At 69.5% G+C, this 17220-nt stretch carries 15 protein-coding genes; 2 read left to right on the top strand and 13 right to left on the bottom strand.

The genetic code is table 11. The features are described from left to right. Positions 1-86: 86 nt before the first annotated feature. The 3 genes from CYFUS_RS48390 to CYFUS_RS48380 form a co-directional block, all read right to left on the bottom strand. A complete protein-coding gene (locus CYFUS_RS48390) occupies positions 87-1538 on the bottom strand; it encodes a hypothetical protein (RefSeq protein ID WP_232537248.1) in 1452 nt (483 codons plus the stop codon). Positions 1539-1777: 239 nt separating this feature from the next. After that, the gene (locus CYFUS_RS48385; protein ID WP_095991406.1) at positions 1778-2443 is read right to left on the bottom strand and encodes a hypothetical protein; all 666 of its coding nucleotides are present in this window, start codon (positions 2441-2443) and stop codon (positions 1778-1780) included. 146 nt (positions 2444-2589) lie between these two features. After that, positions 2590-3456 (bottom strand): hypothetical protein, encoded by an 867-nt coding sequence (locus CYFUS_RS48380; protein WP_095991405.1) that lies wholly within the window; start codon positions 3454-3456, stop codon positions 2590-2592. A gap of 85 nt (positions 3457-3541) precedes the next feature. Here CYFUS_RS48380 and CYFUS_RS48375 point away from each other — a divergent pair, with 85 nt between their 5' ends. Both CYFUS_RS48375 and CYFUS_RS48370 read left to right on the top strand, forming a co-directional pair. Then, positions 3542-6073, top strand: coding sequence for a TonB family protein (locus CYFUS_RS48375; RefSeq protein ID WP_095991404.1), 2532 nt, complete (start codon positions 3542-3544; stop codon positions 6071-6073). After that, positions 6070-6897 carry a hypothetical protein gene (locus tag CYFUS_RS48370; RefSeq protein ID WP_095991403.1) on the top strand — a complete coding sequence of 276 codons (828 nt, stop codon included), beginning with the start codon at positions 6070-6072 and terminating at the stop codon, positions 6895-6897. Before CYFUS_RS48375 ends, CYFUS_RS48370 begins: the two co-directional genes overlap by 4 nt. A gap of 47 nt (positions 6898-6944) precedes the next feature. Here CYFUS_RS48370 and CYFUS_RS48365 read toward each other — a convergent pair whose 3' ends face one another. From CYFUS_RS48365 to CYFUS_RS48320, 10 genes are all read right to left on the bottom strand, one after another. Beyond that, entirely contained in the window at positions 6945-7706 is a 762-nt protein-coding gene (locus CYFUS_RS48365) for a hypothetical protein (RefSeq protein ID WP_095991402.1), read from the bottom strand. Then, positions 7703-9043 (bottom strand): AAA family ATPase, encoded by a 1341-nt coding sequence (locus CYFUS_RS48360; protein WP_095991401.1) that lies wholly within the window; start codon positions 9041-9043, stop codon positions 7703-7705. The genes CYFUS_RS48365 and CYFUS_RS48360 overlap by 4 nt, the downstream gene beginning before the upstream one ends. 43 nt (positions 9044-9086) lie before the next feature. After that, complete coding sequence (locus tag CYFUS_RS48355; RefSeq protein ID WP_095991400.1) at positions 9087-10313, bottom strand: Ig-like domain-containing protein; 1227 nt, start codon at positions 10311-10313, stop codon at positions 9087-9089. A gap of 107 nt (positions 10314-10420) precedes the next feature. After that, on the bottom strand, positions 10421-11152 hold the full coding sequence (locus CYFUS_RS48350) for a putative metal-binding motif-containing protein (protein ID WP_095991399.1): 732 nt from the start codon (positions 11150-11152) through the stop codon (positions 10421-10423). 44 nt (positions 11153-11196) lie between these two features. Further along, positions 11197-11847 carry a hypothetical protein gene (locus CYFUS_RS48345; RefSeq protein WP_095991398.1) on the bottom strand — a complete coding sequence of 217 codons (651 nt, stop codon included), beginning with the start codon at positions 11845-11847 and terminating at the stop codon, positions 11197-11199. Positions 11848-11853: 6 nt separating this feature from the next. Then, entirely contained in the window at positions 11854-12429 is a 576-nt protein-coding gene (locus tag CYFUS_RS48340) for a hypothetical protein (protein ID WP_095991397.1), read from the bottom strand. A 60-nt stretch (positions 12430-12489) separates the two neighbouring features. Continuing rightward, positions 12490-13179: a hypothetical protein gene (locus tag CYFUS_RS48335; RefSeq protein WP_232537247.1), complete on the bottom strand. Its 690-nt coding sequence runs from the start codon at positions 13177-13179 to the stop codon at positions 12490-12492. Positions 13180-13503: 324 nt separating this feature from the next. Continuing rightward, positions 13504-13956 carry a Fur family transcriptional regulator gene (locus CYFUS_RS48330; RefSeq protein ID WP_095991395.1) on the bottom strand — a complete coding sequence of 151 codons (453 nt, stop codon included), beginning with the start codon at positions 13954-13956 and terminating at the stop codon, positions 13504-13506. A gap of 207 nt (positions 13957-14163) precedes the next feature. Beyond that, a complete protein-coding gene (locus CYFUS_RS48325; RefSeq protein WP_232537246.1) occupies positions 14164-15117 on the bottom strand; it encodes a TerC/Alx family metal homeostasis membrane protein in 954 nt (317 codons plus the stop codon). Positions 15118-15198: 81 nt separating this feature from the next. Beyond that, positions 15199-17190 carry a S9 family peptidase gene (locus tag CYFUS_RS48320; protein ID WP_157759082.1) on the bottom strand — a complete coding sequence of 664 codons (1992 nt, stop codon included), beginning with the start codon at positions 17188-17190 and terminating at the stop codon, positions 15199-15201. Between the last annotated feature and the right edge of the window lie 30 nt (positions 17191-17220).

Here is a 17220-nt window from a genome sequence, read left to right as displayed (position 1 = left end):
GGGAAGGTGAAAAGAAATTCCCACCCCCCGCCAGAGGGGAACCCCCCCTGGCCCGAGCGGGGGGGCATCGAGCAACCAGGGGGTCCTCAGTGGCCGCGCAGCACCGTGAGGCCCGCGTTGGTGAGCACGTAGAGCATCGCCGGCTTCACCGTGGGATCATAGACGAGTTGCGTCACGCTCACCCCGTCCACGCCGTCCACGTGGGTGAGCTGCTTCTGGGCATCCAGCTTCCACAGCCCGAAGCCCCGCGTACCGATGAAGAGCGAGCCGTCATCCGTGGCGGCGATCGAGCTGAGCGCGTCCGTGGGCAGTCCCGTCACCTTGGTGCCGCGGGCCTCCGAGCGGCGGGCGATGGTGAACTTCCACAGGCCGAAGTCCTTGCTGGCCGCGTAGTAGCTCCCGTCCGTCGTCTGCTGCAGGGAGCGCCAGAAGTCCTTGTCCTCCAGTGAGTTGAGCTCGGGCAGATAGGAATTGAGCTTCTCGGGGTTGAGGGTGTCGTTCGTCTTATCCCAGTCCGCCAGCGCCACCGAGGGCGTCACCACGCCGAGGTTCCAGTCATTGCCGATGAGCACGTCCCCGTTCTGTGCGATGCCCAGGCCATAGGTATAGCCCGCCATCTGGGTCTGGCCGCCATCGGGCTTGGGTTTGAACCACACCGGGTGCCGATGGCTGTTGTACTCGAGCCCCCGCACGCGGGTGACGCCGTGGTTGGTGCCGATGTAGATGTCTCCCCGGTGCTGGCCGCGCATCACCTTCACGCAAGTGAAGACGGAGCGGTCCTCGTCGAAGTGGTGATCATTCGTGTTGCGGATGCCGATGTCGCTCGGCCCGTTGCTGCGCGCCGAGCGGCTCAGGTGTTCCTCGAGCACCACCTGCCCATCCGCCCCGAGCTTCACCACGTCCATGTCTCCCTTCAGGTACTCGTCGTACTTCACGGGATCGAAGCGCGTGGGATCCGGGTTGTTGTAGTTGGGGAAGTCGCTGCCATCCGGGCTGTAGATGAAGGCGGTGTCCAACTCGTAGGTGAGGTAGCCCACGTAGGCCCGGCCCGCGCTGCCGCCGCAGATGACGCTCGAGTCCAGGGCTCGCCGGTCCTGGCCAAACCCTCCGGCCGCCTGGCCCACGCCGCTCGTCCACCGGGGCGCGCTGTCGCCGGGCCGCAGCACGCCGATGCGCTCCCCATCGAGCAGCCAGATGTTGTAGGCGTCATCCACCGCCACGCCCTGGATGCTGGCGCCGAGCCCATAACGGCTGGAGTAGTTGACGAGCGCCTCGTCCGGCCACGGGCCCACGGTGGGCTCCGCCGTGGGAGGAGGCGGTGGCGCGGTGGGGGGCGGCTGCACTGGGGGATTCGGGTCCACCGTGGGCGGAGGAGGCTCGACGGGCCCGGGGGTGACTTCCGGCCCGCTCGACGGAGGAGGCTCCTCGACGACGATGGGTGTTCCTCCGCCTTGCGGTGGCGCCACGGGCTCCTCCGGCACCCCGCATCCCGTCGCCACCCACGCCCCCAATGCCCACGCCCCTACCCATCCGCGCATGTTCCGTCCTCTTCTTCCGGGGGCCCGTCACGGGCCCTGTCTGGCGTACAGCAAGCGCCATGCCCGGCTGGACCAGTTGCCGTGGTGGGAACGCCCGGGGCAGGGGCGTCCCCAGGCAGGGAAAGGACTTTCACTCCCCATGTCCTCGCACCACCCCGCGAGGGGTGGAAAAAGGGCCGGGCCCGCTCCCCCAGAGGGAAACGGGCCCGGTGGACGTCCCGCGCGGGACGTGAGCGGTGTTACGGCTTGGGAAGCGGCTGGGTAGACGGGGTGAGCGGCTGGGAATCGCTCGGGCTCACCGGGGCCTTGCTCTTCACACCCTTGGGGCTGGTGGCGTTGAGCTCCACGGCGACGATCTCCTCCCCCTCGAGCTGGAAGCGGGCGCGCACCTGCGAGCCCTCGGGGATGGTGCTCGAGTCGACCTTCTTCCCGTCGAGCATCACGATGGTCTCCTGACGCACGTCCAGGTTGGCGTCCGGCAGGCCCGGGCGCACGAGCGTCACGCCGCCACCACCGGTGTTCTTCAAGGTGCCGGTGGCGGTGAAGGCCTTCTCCTTCTTGAAGGTGCCCTGGCTGGCGGTGGCCAGCCCCGCCTTGTGGGCGAGCTTGTCCGCCGTCTTCTCGGTGTCCTGCTTGATGTCCTGGGCCGTCTGGCTGGCGTCCTGCTTGACGTCCTGGGCCGCCTGATTCACGTCCTCCTTCGCGGCCTGGCCGCTGCCGCCGATGGCCTGCCCCACGTCCTTGGCGGTGTTGCCGATGGCCGGTCCCACGTCGGTGGCATCCACGCCGGTGGAGACGCGGCGGCCCTCGTTGCGCTTCTGCTCCTGTTGGGCCTGGGTGTCCGCCTGTTGGGCCATGGCGGCGGTGCTCAGCGTGACGACCAGGGCGGTGAGAAGCTTCTTCATGGTGACCCCTCCAGGGTTGTTTCAATGGCCTGAATGGCCTGTCGCGAAACGTTGGGGACGGCGCACCGTGGTGCCAACCCGGCCCGTGCGACCTCGGGAGGGGATGCGCCGCCCGCGTGGAGGGAGGGCGGCCGAGCGAGCTGCGGCTAGCCGTCGTGGGCCACGGTGCACACGCCTCCGCCATTGAGGTGCGCCTGGTCCACGATGCTCTGGGTGACGAACTCCTGGAGCGTCCGCACGGTGTAGGCGCCCGGCTCGTAGACCACGGGCTTGCCCTGGGCGTCCTTCAGCTCGCGGCCCTGGGCGTCCCGCAGGTCGAGCAGCCGCTGCGAGGCGAGCCCCTCGGGGGTGATGACCTTGTCGGCGGTGGCGGTGGCGGCCAGGGCGTCGAAGCGCAGCAGCACCCCGCGGTGGGTGCCCAGCCGGTCATAGAACATGTGCTCGGCGTGGATGGTGACCTCCGTCTGGGCCACGGAGTTCTCTGGCACCACGATGCCCAGCGTGCCGTCCACCCCGTTGACGCAGTCCACCATGCGCGCGTTGACGGGAAAGCCCATGCGGAAGGTGTAGACGCCCACGTTCGCCTTGGTGGCGACTCCCTCCACCCAGTAGCTGTAGCCCTTCGAGCGCATGAGCTCCAGGTCCTCCGGCGACACGTTGCCGTCCGGCAGCGCCGTGTCCGCGCCGGGAGGGGCCATGCGGAAGCCCACGCTCCAGCGTCCCGCCGCGAGCCCCTCGAGGTGCGCGAGCGGCATGTCGCCCTTCTGTACGTCCACCAGCACCTGGCCTGCCGCCGTGCGCTTCTCCCCGGTGGCGGACGTCAGCGTGAAGTCACCCACCGACACCAGGTACTTCGTGAACTGCACGGACCAGCCATCCTGGAAGAGGTGGTCATTGTAGCCGCGCTGGGTGCCGTCTCCGCCGCTCAGCGTCACGCGCACCTCGCCCTCGGCCGCGGGCTCGCACCCCACGCCCCCGAGCGCCAGCACCCCGAACAGCGCGCCTCGTTTCATCCACGATCGTGTGCTCATGCAACTGGGAATTATTTGCAACTGTGTTGCAAGTCAAGTCGACGGTGGTATATCCGGCGGTCGACCCATGTGGACCTCCTGTCTGTTGTTCTGCCTCCTGGGGGCCGTGGCCGCGCCGCCCGTGACCCCGCCCGTCGCGGTGGAGATCGCGCCTCCCGTGCTGCCCGCCGGGGAGTCCGCGCCGACGGCGCCCGTCGTGGTGCTCCTGCGCCTGACCATCGACGAGGAGGGCGAGGTGTCGCGCGTGGACGTGCGCGAGTCGGCGGGGCTCGCGTTCGATCGCTCCGCCATGGCCGCCGCCTTGCGCTGGCGCTTCCAGCCCGCGAGGCAGGGAGACGTGGCCGTGGAGGTGCAGGCCGATGTGCCCGTCACCTTCGAGCCCCCTCCCGCGCCGCCGCCGGAGCCGCCCGTGGAGTCTCCCGCCGTGAGCGAACCCGAGCAGACGCCGCCCCCGGCCGAGCCGATGCCCGCCGAGCCGCCACCCACTGAATCCGCCGAGTCGGAGAAGCCCGCGTTCGCCACCACGGTGCGGGGCAAGGCCGCCGCGCCGCCGCCGGCCGCGGTGGGAGACTTTCAAATCTCCGTGGGCCAGCTCGCCGACGTGCCTCGCCACTCCGCGTCGGATCTGATGTTGCTGGCCCCGGGCGTCATGCTCGCCAACCACGGGGGCGAGGGCCACGCGGAGACCATCTTCATCCGGGGCTTCGACGCGGGCGAGGGCAAGGACGTGGAGCTGCGCCTGGAGGGCGTGCCCCTCAACGAGGTGTCGCACGCGCACGGCCATGGCTACGCGGACACCTACTTCATCATCCCCGAGCTGGTGGACTCGCTGCGCGTCACCGAGGGGCCCTATGACCCGTCCCAGGGCGACTTCGGCGTGGCGGGCACGGTGGAGTACCAGCTCGGCTTGAAGCGCCGGGGCCTCACCGCCTCGGCGAGCACGGGCAGCTATGCCTCGCGCCGGCTGGCGTTGGTGTACGGCCCTCCGGAGTCGAGCGAGGCCAACTTCGTGGGGCTGCTCGTGCGCCAGGGGCCCGGCTTCGGTCCCAACCGCGCCTATGCCAACGCGGGGGTGATGGCCCAGATGGAGCTGCGTCTGGGCGACGAGACGCGGCTGCGGCTGTTGGGGTCGAGCTACGCGGCGCGCTTCTCCTCGGCGGGCGTGGTGCGGGAGACGGACGTGGTGGACGGGCGCATGCCGTGCGCGGCCGACGCGGACTCGCAGTTCTTCTGTCTCTATGATCCGAACCAGGGTGGGGCGGCGCAGCGGCACCTGGTGTCCGCGGAGCTGCGCTCGCGGCTGAGCGGGGGCGGGCGCTTCGTGCAGCAGGGCTTCGTGGTGATGCGGCAGATGCGCATCCGGGAGAACTTCACCGGCTTCCTCAACGACGTGCCGCCCATCGGCGAGTCCCAGCGGGGCGATGCCACCGAGCAGACCTATCGCGGCGTCACCGTGGGCCTGCGCGGCCGCTACACGCCGGGCGTGCGCCTGGGCGATCAGCCCCTGCCGCTGGAGCTGGGCTACATCGCGCGCTTCGACGACGTCCTCACGCGCTCGCGGCGGCTGCGCGCGCAGGGAGGCGCTCCCTACGGCACCCTCTTCGACAACCAGGTACGCACCACGAACGTGGGGGCCTACGCCTCGCTGCGGCACGCGCCGTTGTCCTGGCTCACCCTGCGCGGCGGGGTGCGGCTGGACACCTTCCTCTTCGCCGTGGAGGACCAGAACCGGCCCGCCTCGGACCGGCAGGGACCGCGCATCCCCGAGGAGTCCATCGAGGCGTATGGCTTCTTCGCGAGTCCCCGTGCCACCGCCGAGGTGCGGCTGTCCCCCCAGCTCACCTGGCTCACCAGCGCGGGCCTGGGGGCGCGCTCCAGTGACGCGGCGGCCCTGTCCGACGCGGAGCTCGCTCCCTATGCGCGCGTGACGGCCGTGGAGACGGGCCTGGGTTGGCGGCTCGGGGGCGAGGGCCAGCCCTATGAGTTCGAGGCGCGCGGCGCCGTGTTCACCACGCGCGTGTCGCAAGACCTGGTCTTCGACGAGACGGCGGGCCGCAACCAGCCCGTGGGTCCCTCCCAGCGCCTGGGGGCCTTCGCCACCTCGCGCTTCACCCTGCTCGATCGCCTGGACGTGCAGGGCAGTCTGGCCTGGGCCCACGCGACGCTGCCGGCCCCCGGCGCCCCGTCCTGGAAGGTCTGGGAGGGCACGGTGATGCCCTACATCCCCCAGCTCATCGGGCGGGTGGATGCGTCGCTGCGAGGCCAGCTCGACGTGGGCACCTTCCCGGTGAGCTGGATGCTCGCGCTGGGCCATAGCGCCATCGGCCCCAAGCCGCTGCCGCTCGAGCGCTTCAGCGAGCCCATCTTCCTCTTCGACGTGGCGGCGAGCGCCCGGTGGAAGGCGCTGGAGCTGGGTGTGTCGGTGGAGAACCTGCTCGACGCGCGTTGGCGCGAGGCCGAGTTCAACTACGTCTCCAACTTCCGCGGCCCGGATGCTCCGGCCTCGTTGATGGCCACGCGCCACTTCTCCGCGGGAGCACCCCGCACCGTGCTCGCCACCCTCACCGTTCATCTGGACCTGCAGGAGGCCGTGCCATGACCGCGACACCACGCACCACCCGCCGTGCCTTCACCACGTTGCTCGGGGCCGCGCTGCTCGGCGCGGGAGCCGCGTGTGGAGGCTCGGGCACCGGCGGCCGAGGCATTGTCTTCCGCATGGGCCTGCGCACCGCGATCGCTCCGGGGGAGACTCACCCGGGGCACTTCACCACCGACACCGGTTGGCGCGTGGAGCTCACGGCGGCGCGCATGGTGCTCGGCCCCATCTACCTCTTCGAGAACGCCTCGCCCTTGCAGCCGGCTCCCACGGGACGGTGGTGGCGCCGCTTGGGGGAGGTGCTCGTGCCCAGCGCGCACGCGCACGAGTCCTTCTTCTCCGGAGGCCGGGTGCTCGGGGAGTGGGATCGCGAGGTGGTGTTCGATCTGCTCGCGGAGCCAGGGCAGGCGAGGGTGCTCGGGCGCTCGCCGGGAATCGCTGGCCGGGCGCGTTCCCTGTCACTGTTGCTCCAGCCTCCCTCGCGGGCCCTGGGCGCGGAGGCGGTGGCGCTGGAGGGGCACTCGGTGTGGCTGGAGGGCACGGCCGAGCGCGAGGGGCAGCGTGTGCCCTTCCTCGTCACGGTGGACTTCCCCGCGCCGGTGGAGATGCAGCGGGTGGACTTCGTGCCCATCGAGGTGGAACTGGAGGAGGAAGGGCTGTTCGTGCTGGAGCTTCAGCCCCGGCGCTGGTTCGAGGGCGCCCTCTTCGAGCGCCTGGAGATGCTCGAGGAGGGGGCACGGGTGAAGGTGACCGCGGAGAGCCAGGTGTACCGCGCGCTATTCGTCAACCTGCGGAGGCACACCGCGTTCTCCGCGGCGTGGGAGTAGGGTGCGTCAGCCCTCCAGTGATGAGTATGGGGGCGAGAGGCGCGGCCTCATGGCCTCGGGAGTTCCAGCCCCCAGCGTCGCCGCTCGTCCTCGGGGAAGTAATGGTCGAACACATCGTGAGCGAGTGCTGTGTAGAACATGGTCCGTTGAAGGGCCCGCCTGACATTGCGTTTCCAGGTGTCACGCACGGCATGCTCGTTGCCATTCTTCATCAATTCGCGAAGGTGGTTGACGTCAGGCATCAAGTAGTCCCTGACGTAGTTCTGGAAGAGTTCCAGGAGTGCCTGTCGGTCGAGTTCCAGCACACGAATGGTTTCCGCCCCCTTCACGCTCGCTCCGCGAGGTCGGGGCAGCCATCGGTCTGATGCTTCGTCCCATACGAATTGAATCGAGTCGAGGGGGTCCTCTGTTGCTGGGTCGACAAGTTGTGGTTGCTCCCCCTGCGGTGGACTCTCCTCGGCCTTGAGCCGGGTCTTCTCGTCTGCCAGGGGGAAGTCGTCGTTCTTCGCCCACCGATTGCAGTTCTGGCAGGCAAACAACAAGTTCTCCCATGTCCATGCGAGCCACCAATACCTTGACGTCGGTCGGTAGTGTTCGAGGTCATTGCCAACGTTCTCGCAGACCTTCTCGCAGTAGCAGCACTTGAGTTCCTGGCGGCGCCAGAGTGCTTCTTTCACCGCGGTGTAGCGAGTCCCGAGTTGGTTGCGGTCATAACCACTCGTGAGGACGATGGCCCGGAAGCGCTCGAGCTCGTCGCGCCGGACATCGGGTAGCTCAAGGGGCTCTGGCCCCCTGTCTATCCGGATCATGCTTGCCTCCGGGGGACCGGGTCGTAGGCGACGGGGACACGCTCGTTCTGGAGCCACTTCAGAAGTCCGGCCATCTCACCTTCTTCCTCGTCACTCCGGTAGGCGTCGGCGGCGAGCCGAAGGTAGCGGTGCAATTTCTGCGCGTGTTCCTCTGGGTAGACCGACCGGATGTCGAAGAAGCGTTCGTAGATTTCCCCTCCAGAGAGCAGGCGGGGCTGTTGCGTCGATTGAGCCCACCGCACGCTTCCATCCTGCTCCGCCTCCAGGATGAAGATCTCATGTGGCTCCAGTCCGGGGAGCACCATGGGGGAGTGGGTTGTCGCGACGAATTGAACGCGCGGGAGCGCGTGCCGGAGCGAGCGGACGAGCCCTCGCTGCCAGGTGGGGTGGATGTGGAGATCGATCTCGTCAATGAGGACGAGCCCCTCGATGTCCTTCAATGGAATGGGTTCGCCGGCCTCGCTCCAGACCTGTGCGACGAGGTCCACGACCCACGCGATCGTGGATTGGTATCCCTGGGACATCCAGAGCGCGGGAATCCTGATTTCCTCACCCGAAGGAAGCCGCATCGCGAAGCGGTTCGCTTCGACGAAGGTCTTCGAGTCACTGATGCCTCCTCTGCCCATCAACAGGAAGTCGTCGACAGCGGGCAGCAGTTCATGCTCGACGAAGGCCTTCTTGAGTTCGGCACCGAATGCACGGGCCGTCTCGGCATCGAATCGGCTCACGAAGTCCGTGGCGATGAGCGGCAGGCCATCGAACAGCGACTGCAACCGATCCAGTACCGGAACATAGACACGTGACGCGGTGCTCAGTGGCTGAGGAATGTTGCGGCTCACGCCATACCCCGCGACAAACCACAGTTTCAATCCGGCCGCTCTGGCCTCCTGAAGTGGATCGATACCCTTCTGCGTTCCCTGTGACAGCGGGAGCCTCGTCGATGCATCCACGAATTGGGAACTGCCACGCAGGACTCCGAGCCGTGTGGAAGTCGTGAGCTTGCTTTCGAGAAGTGGCGGGTGCGGCGGTTTCTCGTCCAGGCCGGGATACTCGCGAGCCTCGTGGTGGCGTTCACTGAAGCCGAAGGTGGCTTCGATGGTGACCTGCGCCTCCTCGCGCCGTTTGTCCGGCATGGTGGTGATGTACGAGGTCCCAAGCTGGTTGCCACGTTCGGGGCCGGTGGCCGCGAGGGCGATTGCCCTCAAGAGCGACGTCTTGCAGAGACCATTCTTGCCAACGAACACCGTCCAGGCGCGTGGCTGCCCCTCGTGCAGGAATGGGATCTTCATGTCGCGGAGCAACTTGAGGTTCGCGACTGTCAGCTCGTGCAGATACATGCTGCCTCCGGGCGGCGGAAGCTAGCATCTCGCGATTGTTCCCCTAGTGGGCGTGGCGCTCGAGGATGAACTCGAACACCGCGCCCGGCGTGGGCCCGAAGCGCAGGAAGTAGTCGCGGTTGCCCTGGGTGGCGGCGAACGAGGCCACGTGGGTGATGCCCGTGCAGACGGGTCGGGCGGCCTCGACCTTCACGGCGACGTCCTTGAACTCCATGCCGTCATAGGCGCCCACGGCGAGCTCCCGGTCGAGGTAGAGCACGATGTGTTCGTCCTGATCCGGCTTCGAGACGAGCGAGGTGTAGCCGTGTTGCTGCTCGCCGGGCAGCGTGACGCGGTAGCGCGAGTGGCCCGTGTCGGTGAGGGGAGCGAAGCCGAACGGGGGCGCCTCGCCCGTCGTGGCCTGGATCGCCTCCGCCTCGTTCGCGAGCGCGTGGGTGCAGGCGTGCTCCAGCTCTCCATCCCGCTCGGAGGTCGTGAAGTCCAACCGGCCATCCCCGAGGAACGCCGCGGCGTCGAGCCGGTTGCCCACCTCGGCGCCGCGCAGGGCGGACAGGTCCAGGGTGTAGCGGGACTTCTCCTCCAGGGTGGCACCACCGGGGCCGCCGTCCTCGGGCGCGGGCAGGGTGAGCAACAACTCACGGCCCTCGTCGCGCCACTGGCCGGTGATGACGCGCGGCGCGATGCTCGAGTCCGTGTGGTTCTCCAGCTTCACCTGGGCGTCGGTGGTGCGCATGGGGACGCTGAAGCGCAGCGACAGTTGCTTGCGTGGGTAGATGCCCGGACGGCGCGCCTCGTGGTCGAAGTACAGCTCCAGGGGATACACGTCCTGGGCGCCCTCCGGGATGCTGGAGGCGGTGACGACCGGTCGCGGGCGATCCGTCCCGGTGCGGAAGCGCAGCGTGTGCTCCACGGGCCGGCCCTCGGCATCCTGGAAACCCTCGAGCGTGAGGGTGTGCTCCTCGTCATGGCCGATGCGGGTGACGGGCGCGGTGAGCGTATTGCCGGACCAGGTGGGCGCGCCGAGCACCAGCTCCGAGGAGGGCCGCAGCGTCCCCTTGGACGTGTCCATGGGCCCGCTGAAGGTGAGGGACACCTGGGTAAGGGCACCAGGGAGCTGCGCCTCGTCGCCACCGGCGGGCGAGGTGGCCGTCACCGAGGGCGTCCCCGGCCCTGGCTCCGGATTCACGGGAGCGGGGGGAGCATCGCCACAGGCGGACAGGGCCAGCAGGCAGGAGGACAGCACGGTGGACAGAAGGGGCGCGCGACGCATCGTTGGGAAATCCTCGGAAGGGTGAAGGACAGGGAAGGGACATGAACGCGACCAGGGCGGCCCCTCATGCGAGAGAGGCCGCCCCGGCGCGCTTCACTCGGGGACGATCAGTTGCTCAGCGAGCCGTTGCAGTTCTCGTCCACGCTGTTGCCCGGGATTTCCGCGGCCCCGGGGTTGATGCTGGCGTTGCTGTCGTTGCAGTCGTACCGGGCGGTGACGTAGCCGGACGGCGGCACGCAGGCGGTGAGGATGGAGACGCTGTTGTTGCCGTAGGCGTCGCCGTCCGCGTCCTGGTAGTAGCGGGTGTTGTAGTCCTCGACGCGCTCGGGGATGACGCCCACGAGGTTGCCCGAGGCGGTGCCCAGCTCCAGCGTGTACGTGGTGCCGGCGGTGAGGTCGTAGACGGTGTAGTTCGTCAGCCCGCAGCTGGTGCTCACCGTCTGGGCGAGCGCGGAGGAGAGCGTCGTGGCGCCGTTCTTGGCGGTGAAGGTGATGCTCTTGTTCAGGTAGAAGGCCCAGGAGCCCGTGGTGCCCGGGGTGAACTTCACCGTGCCCGTGGCGCCGGCGGGCAGCGTCACGTCGAACTGCTTGTGCGTGCCGCTCAGGGAAGGCGTCGAGCCGGTGAGGCCGCTCGTCGCCGTCACGGCCACGTGATCGGCGCTGGTGTTCGAGTGCAGGCAGGAGTGGGAGGCGATGGAGGGGCTGAGGGCGGTGCAGCCCGCCTCGAGTCCCTGGTCCTGGGAGCTGAAGTCCATCTCCTCGCCCTCGGGAGCGGGACCGCAGGCGGAGAGGGCCAGGCCCAGGAGCGCGCCCCAGGCGATGTGTCGCGTCGGCTTCATGGTTGTCTTTCTCTTTCGTGGTGATGCGGCGGAGGCCGCGGGAACTACAGGTGCTCGATGACGAGGGAGAGCTCGGAGTGCTCCGTGGGGCCGACGGTGACGGTGTACTGGACCTTGTCCGTCAGCTCGTAGCCGAGCATCCGCACGAGCTCCCCCTGGCATGCGCCGTCGCGCAGCTCGGCGGGGATGGGCTCGGTGGCGGCCGGCTCCACGAGCTTCGTGCCCTCGTGGAAGGAGAAGGGCACGCCCTCGTGGCTCAGGTAGGCGATGAAGTCGCCCGTGGCGTAGGACTTGAACTGGAAGGTGCCCACGTACTGGCCTCCCTCCGGGCGCAGCTTCACGGTGTAGAACGTGTGGAAGGCGTCCACGCGTGGCTGGGCCGTGGTGCTCGCCATCACCGTGGCGTAGGGGCCATGGGTGACGTGCCAGCAGGCGTGCTCGCCCTTGTCGCCGAAGTCGAACTCCGTGCGTGGCACGTAGTCCGGGTCCGCCACGCAGGCCAGGTGGTCCGTGGCCGCGAGGTAGCCGCGATCACAGTGGCACCAGTCCCCCGTGGCTTCCCGGTGGATGTGGCCGTACGGGGCGCAGGGATCTCCCTGCGAGATGGGCGGTTCGTCGATGGGCTCGGGCTCGACCGGGTCGCAGGCGGTCAGGGCCGCGCAGGCCGTCAGCAGGAGGAAGGAGTGGAGTCGCATGGGGGCTTACTCGTGCTCGTGCTCGTGAGCGGCTTCCTCGACCAGGAGCGTGAACTGGGCGTCGCTCGCGAGGGTGGCGCGGAACTCGAGCCGGTAGTCCTTGCCCGCCTCGAGCGGGGCGATGGCGATGTTCTTGAGCGCGCCGCACGCGCTGGCCGAGATGTACGAGCGGCACTCCAGACCGACCTCGGTGGTGCCGTCGAAGATGCGCAGGCCCTGGTAGCGCGACTGGAGGAAGGCGTACTCGGTGGTCTCCTCGGCGGTGAAGATGACCGAGCCACCGTACTGGCCGCAGCTGCCAGGCAGCGTGACGGTGTAGGCGGTGTGGGGGAGGTTCACGTCCACGAGCGGCACGGTGCCTGGCGCCGCGGCGGTCACGGCCTGGAACGGACCGCTCTCCGCGTGGATGCAGGAGTGCTCGATCACTTCCTCCGTCTCGGCGGGATCGCACTGGCCGATGAGCTCCTGCTGCTCGGTGGCCAGCTCCATCGAGGCCGCGTCCTGGGCCTCCGTCGTGCCACAACCGGTCATCAGCATCGCCAGGGCGCAGGTGGACAGGCCCGTCTTGAACAGGTTCTTCATGGTGCGACTCCTTCTGTGGTGGGGGGACTGCTGGGTGAGGCGTGAGAAAGGGATGGCCGCTCAGCGCTCGGGGGGCAGCACGGCCCAGGACACGGAGACCTCGCCCGAGGGCAGGTACTCGGGGGGCAGTTGCATGTGCGGACCCACGCCGGTCAGCTCCAGCAGGGGGACGCGCTGGCGGGCCTCCTCGTAGGAGGCCGGATCCGGGAAGGTGACGCGCGTCACGCACCCGGCGGCGTAGCAGCGGGGCGGCTCGGCGCGGATGGGCAGCACCTGCTCCTCGATGCGGGCGCGCCAGGTGGCCAGTGCCTCGCGGCCCTGCCTCGTCCACTCCGCCTGGCTCTCGCCCGAGGACTCGAAGGCGGCGAGCACGGCGTCGCGGCGCTCGAGCGGGGTGGCGTAGCGGCCGCGCAGCGCGCTCACGATGCGCTGGCGCTGCTCGGGCAGTTTGTGCAGGGAGCGGGACGTCAGCGGCCAGCGCCTCGCGGAGCGGCTGGTCTCCGGCGGGAGCAGGGGCGAGGACGAGCGCACGGCGGAGGACGCGACGGCGTCGGGATGCGGGGGCGGGAGCTCCTCGGCCTGGGATGGTGGGGGCGGCGCGGCGGTGGGCGGGGCCACGGCATGCTCGGGAAGGGGCTCGGCTGTCACTGGCGCGGCCACGATGTCGTCTTCCGGCCGGCTGATCCACGGCGCGGCGAGGAGCGCCAGCACCAGTCCTCCCACTCCCACGCTCCACACGATTCGTGACACCGCGCGCCTCCCGGGCTCCGGTCCCTCAGCGGAAACACCGTGCTTATGCCATCAGGATGCAAACGCAATCAAGTTGCATTTGAATGGGGCGTTCATTTCAGCTGCTGTTCGCGTTCTGATGCAACTCGGTTGCATTGAGCCCGGGTCCGCACGGAGCGGACGTGCCTTGGCGCCGGCCGTCACGCGCGCGGGACGGGGCCTCGGCCGCGACGCCAGGGGGAGGGACTCAGGAGGAGGGAGAGGCGGGCGCACGAGGGGGCGCCCGGGTGCCCGCGTCTTCACGCGGACAGGTGGAGGCAGCGGAGGGGCGAGGGACGCGCGGGCCTAGCCGCAGCGGTCACACAGGCCGCGCAACTGGATGTCCACCGCGCTGTCCGTCACGGACTTGGGCAGCCCCTTGGTGGGCGAGAGGCGGACGGACTTCGCCGGCAGGCACGACACGGCGCCGCAGTCCGTGCAGGTGAAGTGCGGGTGCGGGTCATGGTGGCCGCCCGACGCGTCGCGCTTGAGCTCGAAGCGCCACACCCGGTCTCCCAGGTCCGTGCGCACCACGAGGCCGACCTCGGTCAGGTCCGTGAGGTTGCGGTAGAGCGTGACGCGGTCGTAGCCCTCGTCCTTGAGCGCGTCCACCAGGTCCGCGTGACTCAGCGGCGTGGTGGCGGCTTCCAGTTCCCGGAGGACGGCGATCCGCGCCGCCGTGCTGCGCAGCCCCGAGGAGCGCAACAGCTCCTGGTATTCGCCCAGGGTCGGTGGAGATGTGGTTTTCCTGGCGGCCATCGTCTTATCGAATAACCCAACTCCCGCGCGCTTGCACCTGGGTTGCTCCGGAACGCGCCGGGGAGCACGCTGTTCCTCACGCGGGCCCATTCGTCCAGGGGACCCAAAGGTACCCAGGACGGCACCCAGGCCGCCAAGGGTACGCGGGTGACCCCAGGCCAGCCGTGCCGCCTCGAGCCCCACCGCGAGGGCGGGACGGAGGGCGGCCTACGCCCGGGCCTCCCCGGGGGGTCCTCCTCCGTGGGCGTCCCGGTGGCGCGCCCGCAGGCTGAAGCCCACCGCGGTGCCGATGCACACCACGATGACGGCCACCGAGGGCAGCGGCGGGACCTCGAGCCACTCCGACAGGAGCATCTTCAGCGCCGCGAACGCGAGCACCGCCGCGAGCCCGAAGCGCAGGTAGCGCAGCTCGTGCGCCGAGCTGGCCAGCGCGATGTAGAGCGCGCGCAGCCCGAGGATGGCGAACACGTTGGACGTGTAGACCACGAACAGGTTGCGGCTCACCGACAGGGCCGCGGGGACGGAGTCCACGGCGAACGCCACGTCCGACAACTCGATGGCGGCGAGCGCGACGAACAGGGTCGTGGCCCGCCACCCCTCCTTCGTGCGCGTGAAGAAGGCCCGATCCGGGGCGTGCCGCGTCACGGGCAGGCGCCGCGTCAGCCACGTCACCAGCTTGTTGTCCCCCGTCTCCTGGCCGTGCGGCGCGCGCGCCACGCGCCAGGCGGCGACGAGCAGCAGCGCACCGAAGACGTAGACCACCCAGTGCCAGTGCTCCAGCGCCTCCAGCCCCACGAGGATGAACAGGCCGCGGAACACGAGCGCCCCGAGGATGCCCCAGAAGAGCACCCGGCGCTGGTGATCCTCGGGCACCCCGAGGCTCGAGAAGATGACGAGGAAGACGAACAGGTTGTCCAGGCTGAGGCTCTTCTCGATGAGGTAGGCGCCCAGGTACTCCTGTGCCGCCACGCCTCCGTGCCTCCAGGCCACGAAGCCCCCGAACCCGAGCCCCATGGCGATCCACGCCACGCTCCAGAGATAGGCCGCCTTGCGCGACTCGGCATGCGTGCCGCGGTGGGACCTGAGGTCGATGATGATCATCCCGAGGACGAGCACCGCGAACAGGCCCCACTCCCACGGCGTGACCGGATTGGATGGCATTCCCGGGAAGCTGGAGATGACCCGGGGCGACCACAACTTCCGCCCGCCCGCCCGTTCGTGGGCGGACGGCGCGAAGGAGGGCTAGGAGGCAGGCGAGGGCTCGATGACCACCGGCTCCAGGGGCTCGGCCAGGGTGAGCCCCATGACGCGCGCGTAGAAGGACAGCTCGATCTCCAGGGCCTTGCGCGCCTCGGGGGTGCCGCGGGGCGCCTGGGCCTCGCCCTCGATGAGCAGCAGCGCCGTGGGCACTCCGTGCGCGCGCAGCTTGCGCACCAGCTCCTCCGTCTCCCGCGAGGGCACCCGCGTGTCCTGCCGGCCCTGGATGAACAACAGCGGGCTGCGCTTGAGGTTGTCCAGGTGGAACGCCGGAGACCGGTCATGCAGGAGCTGCCGGGACTCGAGCACGGGGCCGAGGAGCTGATCCAGGTAGTGCGCCTCGAACTTCTCCGAGTTCTCCGCCTGGGACTCCAGGTTGGACACGCCCGCCGCGCTGGTGCCACAGCGCAGGATGTCCCGGAAGGCGAGCAGCGACAGGGTGGTGTAGCCGCCCATGCCGGTGCCCCGCGCCACCAGGCGCCTGGCATCCACGCGGCCCTCCTGCACCAGCCTCAGCGCGGCGTTGGCACAGTCATCCACGTCCATGACGCCGAAGTTGCCGTACAGCGACAGCCGGTAGTCACGGCCATGGCCCGTGCTGCCCCGGTGGTTGACGTCCACCACGCCGAAGCCCCGGCTGGTGAAGTACTGGATGGTCCAGTCCAGCTTCGTCGAGGCCGCGCCCGTGGGCCCGCCGTGGCTGAGGATGAGCAGGGGCGGCTTCTCGCCCGCGGGCGCGCGGAAGTCCGGGTGGGTGGGAGGGTAGTACCAGGCGTGCGACTCACCCAGCTCGGTGGTGGGGTAGTGCAGGGGCTCGGGGCGCGACAGGTAGGGCAGGAGCGACTCGGGCACCGTGCTCGAGGCCTTGATGACCTGGGGCTTGCCCGACTCCATGTCCAGCCGCACCACGCTCGTGGGCTGCTCGGGCCCTCCGCCCACGAAGTACGCCGTGGCGAAGCCCCCGCGCACATGGCAGATGTCCGTGTAGGGCGTGCTCAGCTCGGAGAACTGGCCGAGCACCACGTCCAGCCGCCCCAACCGCCACTGGCCCTGCTCGTTGAAGGCACACACCACGTGCCGGGGCGAGATGAAGGTGTAGGTGGACATGCCCAGGCTCCACTGGGCCGCGCCGAACTCCGCCCGGCGCTCGAGCACCGGCACCACGTTGCGCCCCTGCAGCCGGTAGAGGTTCCACCAGTTGTTGCGGTCGCTCACGAAGTACAGCTCGCCCTGGGGCGACCACTCGGGCTGGAAGATGGACTCGGTGGAGCCACCGGCCACGAGCCGCGCGTGACGCAACTCCCCGTCCTCGTCCACGTCCGCCACCCACAGCTCGCACCCGTCCCACGGCATGCTCGGGTAGTCCCACGCGAGCCAGGCGATGCGCCGGCCGTTGGGGCTGAGCACCGGCGAGGAGTAGAAGTCGCGCCCCTGCGTGAGCACCGTCTGCTTCTGCCCGTCGATGTCCACCGCGACGAGCGCGATGCGCGGCTGGCCCTCCTGGAGGTTGCGCCAGTCCTCGCGCACGCACAGCACGCGGTTGCGTGCCCGGTCGATGCTCAGGTCCGCGTAGCGGTGCTTGCCGCCCGTGTCCGGGGTGATGGGCACCGGCGTGCGGCCCGGGTTCACCCGGTACAGGCGCTGATCCGGGTGGGGGCCGCCGCTCGCGTGGTTGACGAACACCACCCGCCCCTCGGACACCGTGAACGAGCCGCCGCCCCGGCCGTACACGAGACTGCGCGCGCTGTAGGCCGCGCGGCCCTCGGCGGGCGCGGGCAGCAGGTCCGATTGCGTGCCCTCCGCGGTGCGCCGCACGATGACGTGCCGGCCTCCCTCGTTGGCGCGCACCTCCAGCCAGTACACGTCCTCCCCATCGACGGCCACCTCACCCAGCGACAGCGACTGGGAGGCGATGAGCTCGGCGGTGAGGGGGGACTTCCAGGCGCCATAGGGCGCTTCCCGGCTTGCGAGCGTCATGTGCTGGCCCTTCCGTGGAATGCATGAATG

The organism is Cystobacter fuscus (assembly GCF_002305875.1).
GTDB classification, from domain to species: domain Bacteria; phylum Myxococcota; class Myxococcia; order Myxococcales; family Myxococcaceae; genus Cystobacter; species Cystobacter fuscus_A.
Note: the sequence above shows the minus strand (reverse complement) of the source record. Positions and strands in the feature narration are given on the sequence as shown.

What these genes read in the sequence shown, in the direction of transcription:
- CYFUS_RS48390 (WP_232537248.1), bottom strand. Translation starts at nt 1,538, where the DNA reads ATGCGCGGATGGGTAGGGGCGTGGGCATTGGGGGCGTGGGTGGCGACG.
- CYFUS_RS48385 (WP_095991406.1), bottom strand. Translation starts at nt 2,443, where the DNA reads ATGAAGAAGCTTCTCACCGCCCTGGTCGTCACGCTGAGCACCGCCGCC.
- CYFUS_RS48380 (WP_095991405.1), bottom strand. Translation starts at nt 3,456, where the DNA reads ATGAAACGAGGCGCGCTGTTCGGGGTGCTGGCGCTCGGGGGCGTGGGG.
- CYFUS_RS48375 (WP_095991404.1), top strand. Translation starts at nt 3,542, where the DNA reads ATGTGGACCTCCTGTCTGTTGTTCTGCCTCCTGGGGGCCGTGGCCGCG.
- CYFUS_RS48370 (WP_095991403.1), top strand. Translation starts at nt 6,070, where the DNA reads ATGACCGCGACACCACGCACCACCCGCCGTGCCTTCACCACGTTGCTC.
- CYFUS_RS48365 (WP_095991402.1), bottom strand. Translation starts at nt 7,706, where the DNA reads ATGATCCGGATAGACAGGGGGCCAGAGCCCCTTGAGCTACCCGATGTC.
- CYFUS_RS48360 (WP_095991401.1), bottom strand. Translation starts at nt 9,043, where the DNA reads ATGTATCTGCACGAGCTGACAGTCGCGAACCTCAAGTTGCTCCGCGAC.
- CYFUS_RS48355 (WP_095991400.1), bottom strand. Translation starts at nt 10,313, where the DNA reads ATGCGTCGCGCGCCCCTTCTGTCCACCGTGCTGTCCTCCTGCCTGCTG.
- CYFUS_RS48350 (WP_095991399.1), bottom strand. Translation starts at nt 11,152, where the DNA reads ATGAAGCCGACGCGACACATCGCCTGGGGCGCGCTCCTGGGCCTGGCC.
- CYFUS_RS48345 (WP_095991398.1), bottom strand. Translation starts at nt 11,847, where the DNA reads ATGCGACTCCACTCCTTCCTCCTGCTGACGGCCTGCGCGGCCCTGACC.
- CYFUS_RS48340 (WP_095991397.1), bottom strand. Translation starts at nt 12,429, where the DNA reads ATGAAGAACCTGTTCAAGACGGGCCTGTCCACCTGCGCCCTGGCGATG.
- CYFUS_RS48330 (WP_095991395.1), bottom strand. Translation starts at nt 13,956, where the DNA reads ATGGCCGCCAGGAAAACCACATCTCCACCGACCCTGGGCGAATACCAG.
- CYFUS_RS48325 (WP_232537246.1), bottom strand. Translation starts at nt 15,117, where the DNA reads ATGCCATCCAATCCGGTCACGCCGTGGGAGTGGGGCCTGTTCGCGGTG.
- CYFUS_RS48320 (WP_157759082.1), bottom strand. Translation starts at nt 17,190, where the DNA reads ATGACGCTCGCAAGCCGGGAAGCGCCCTATGGCGCCTGGAAGTCCCCC.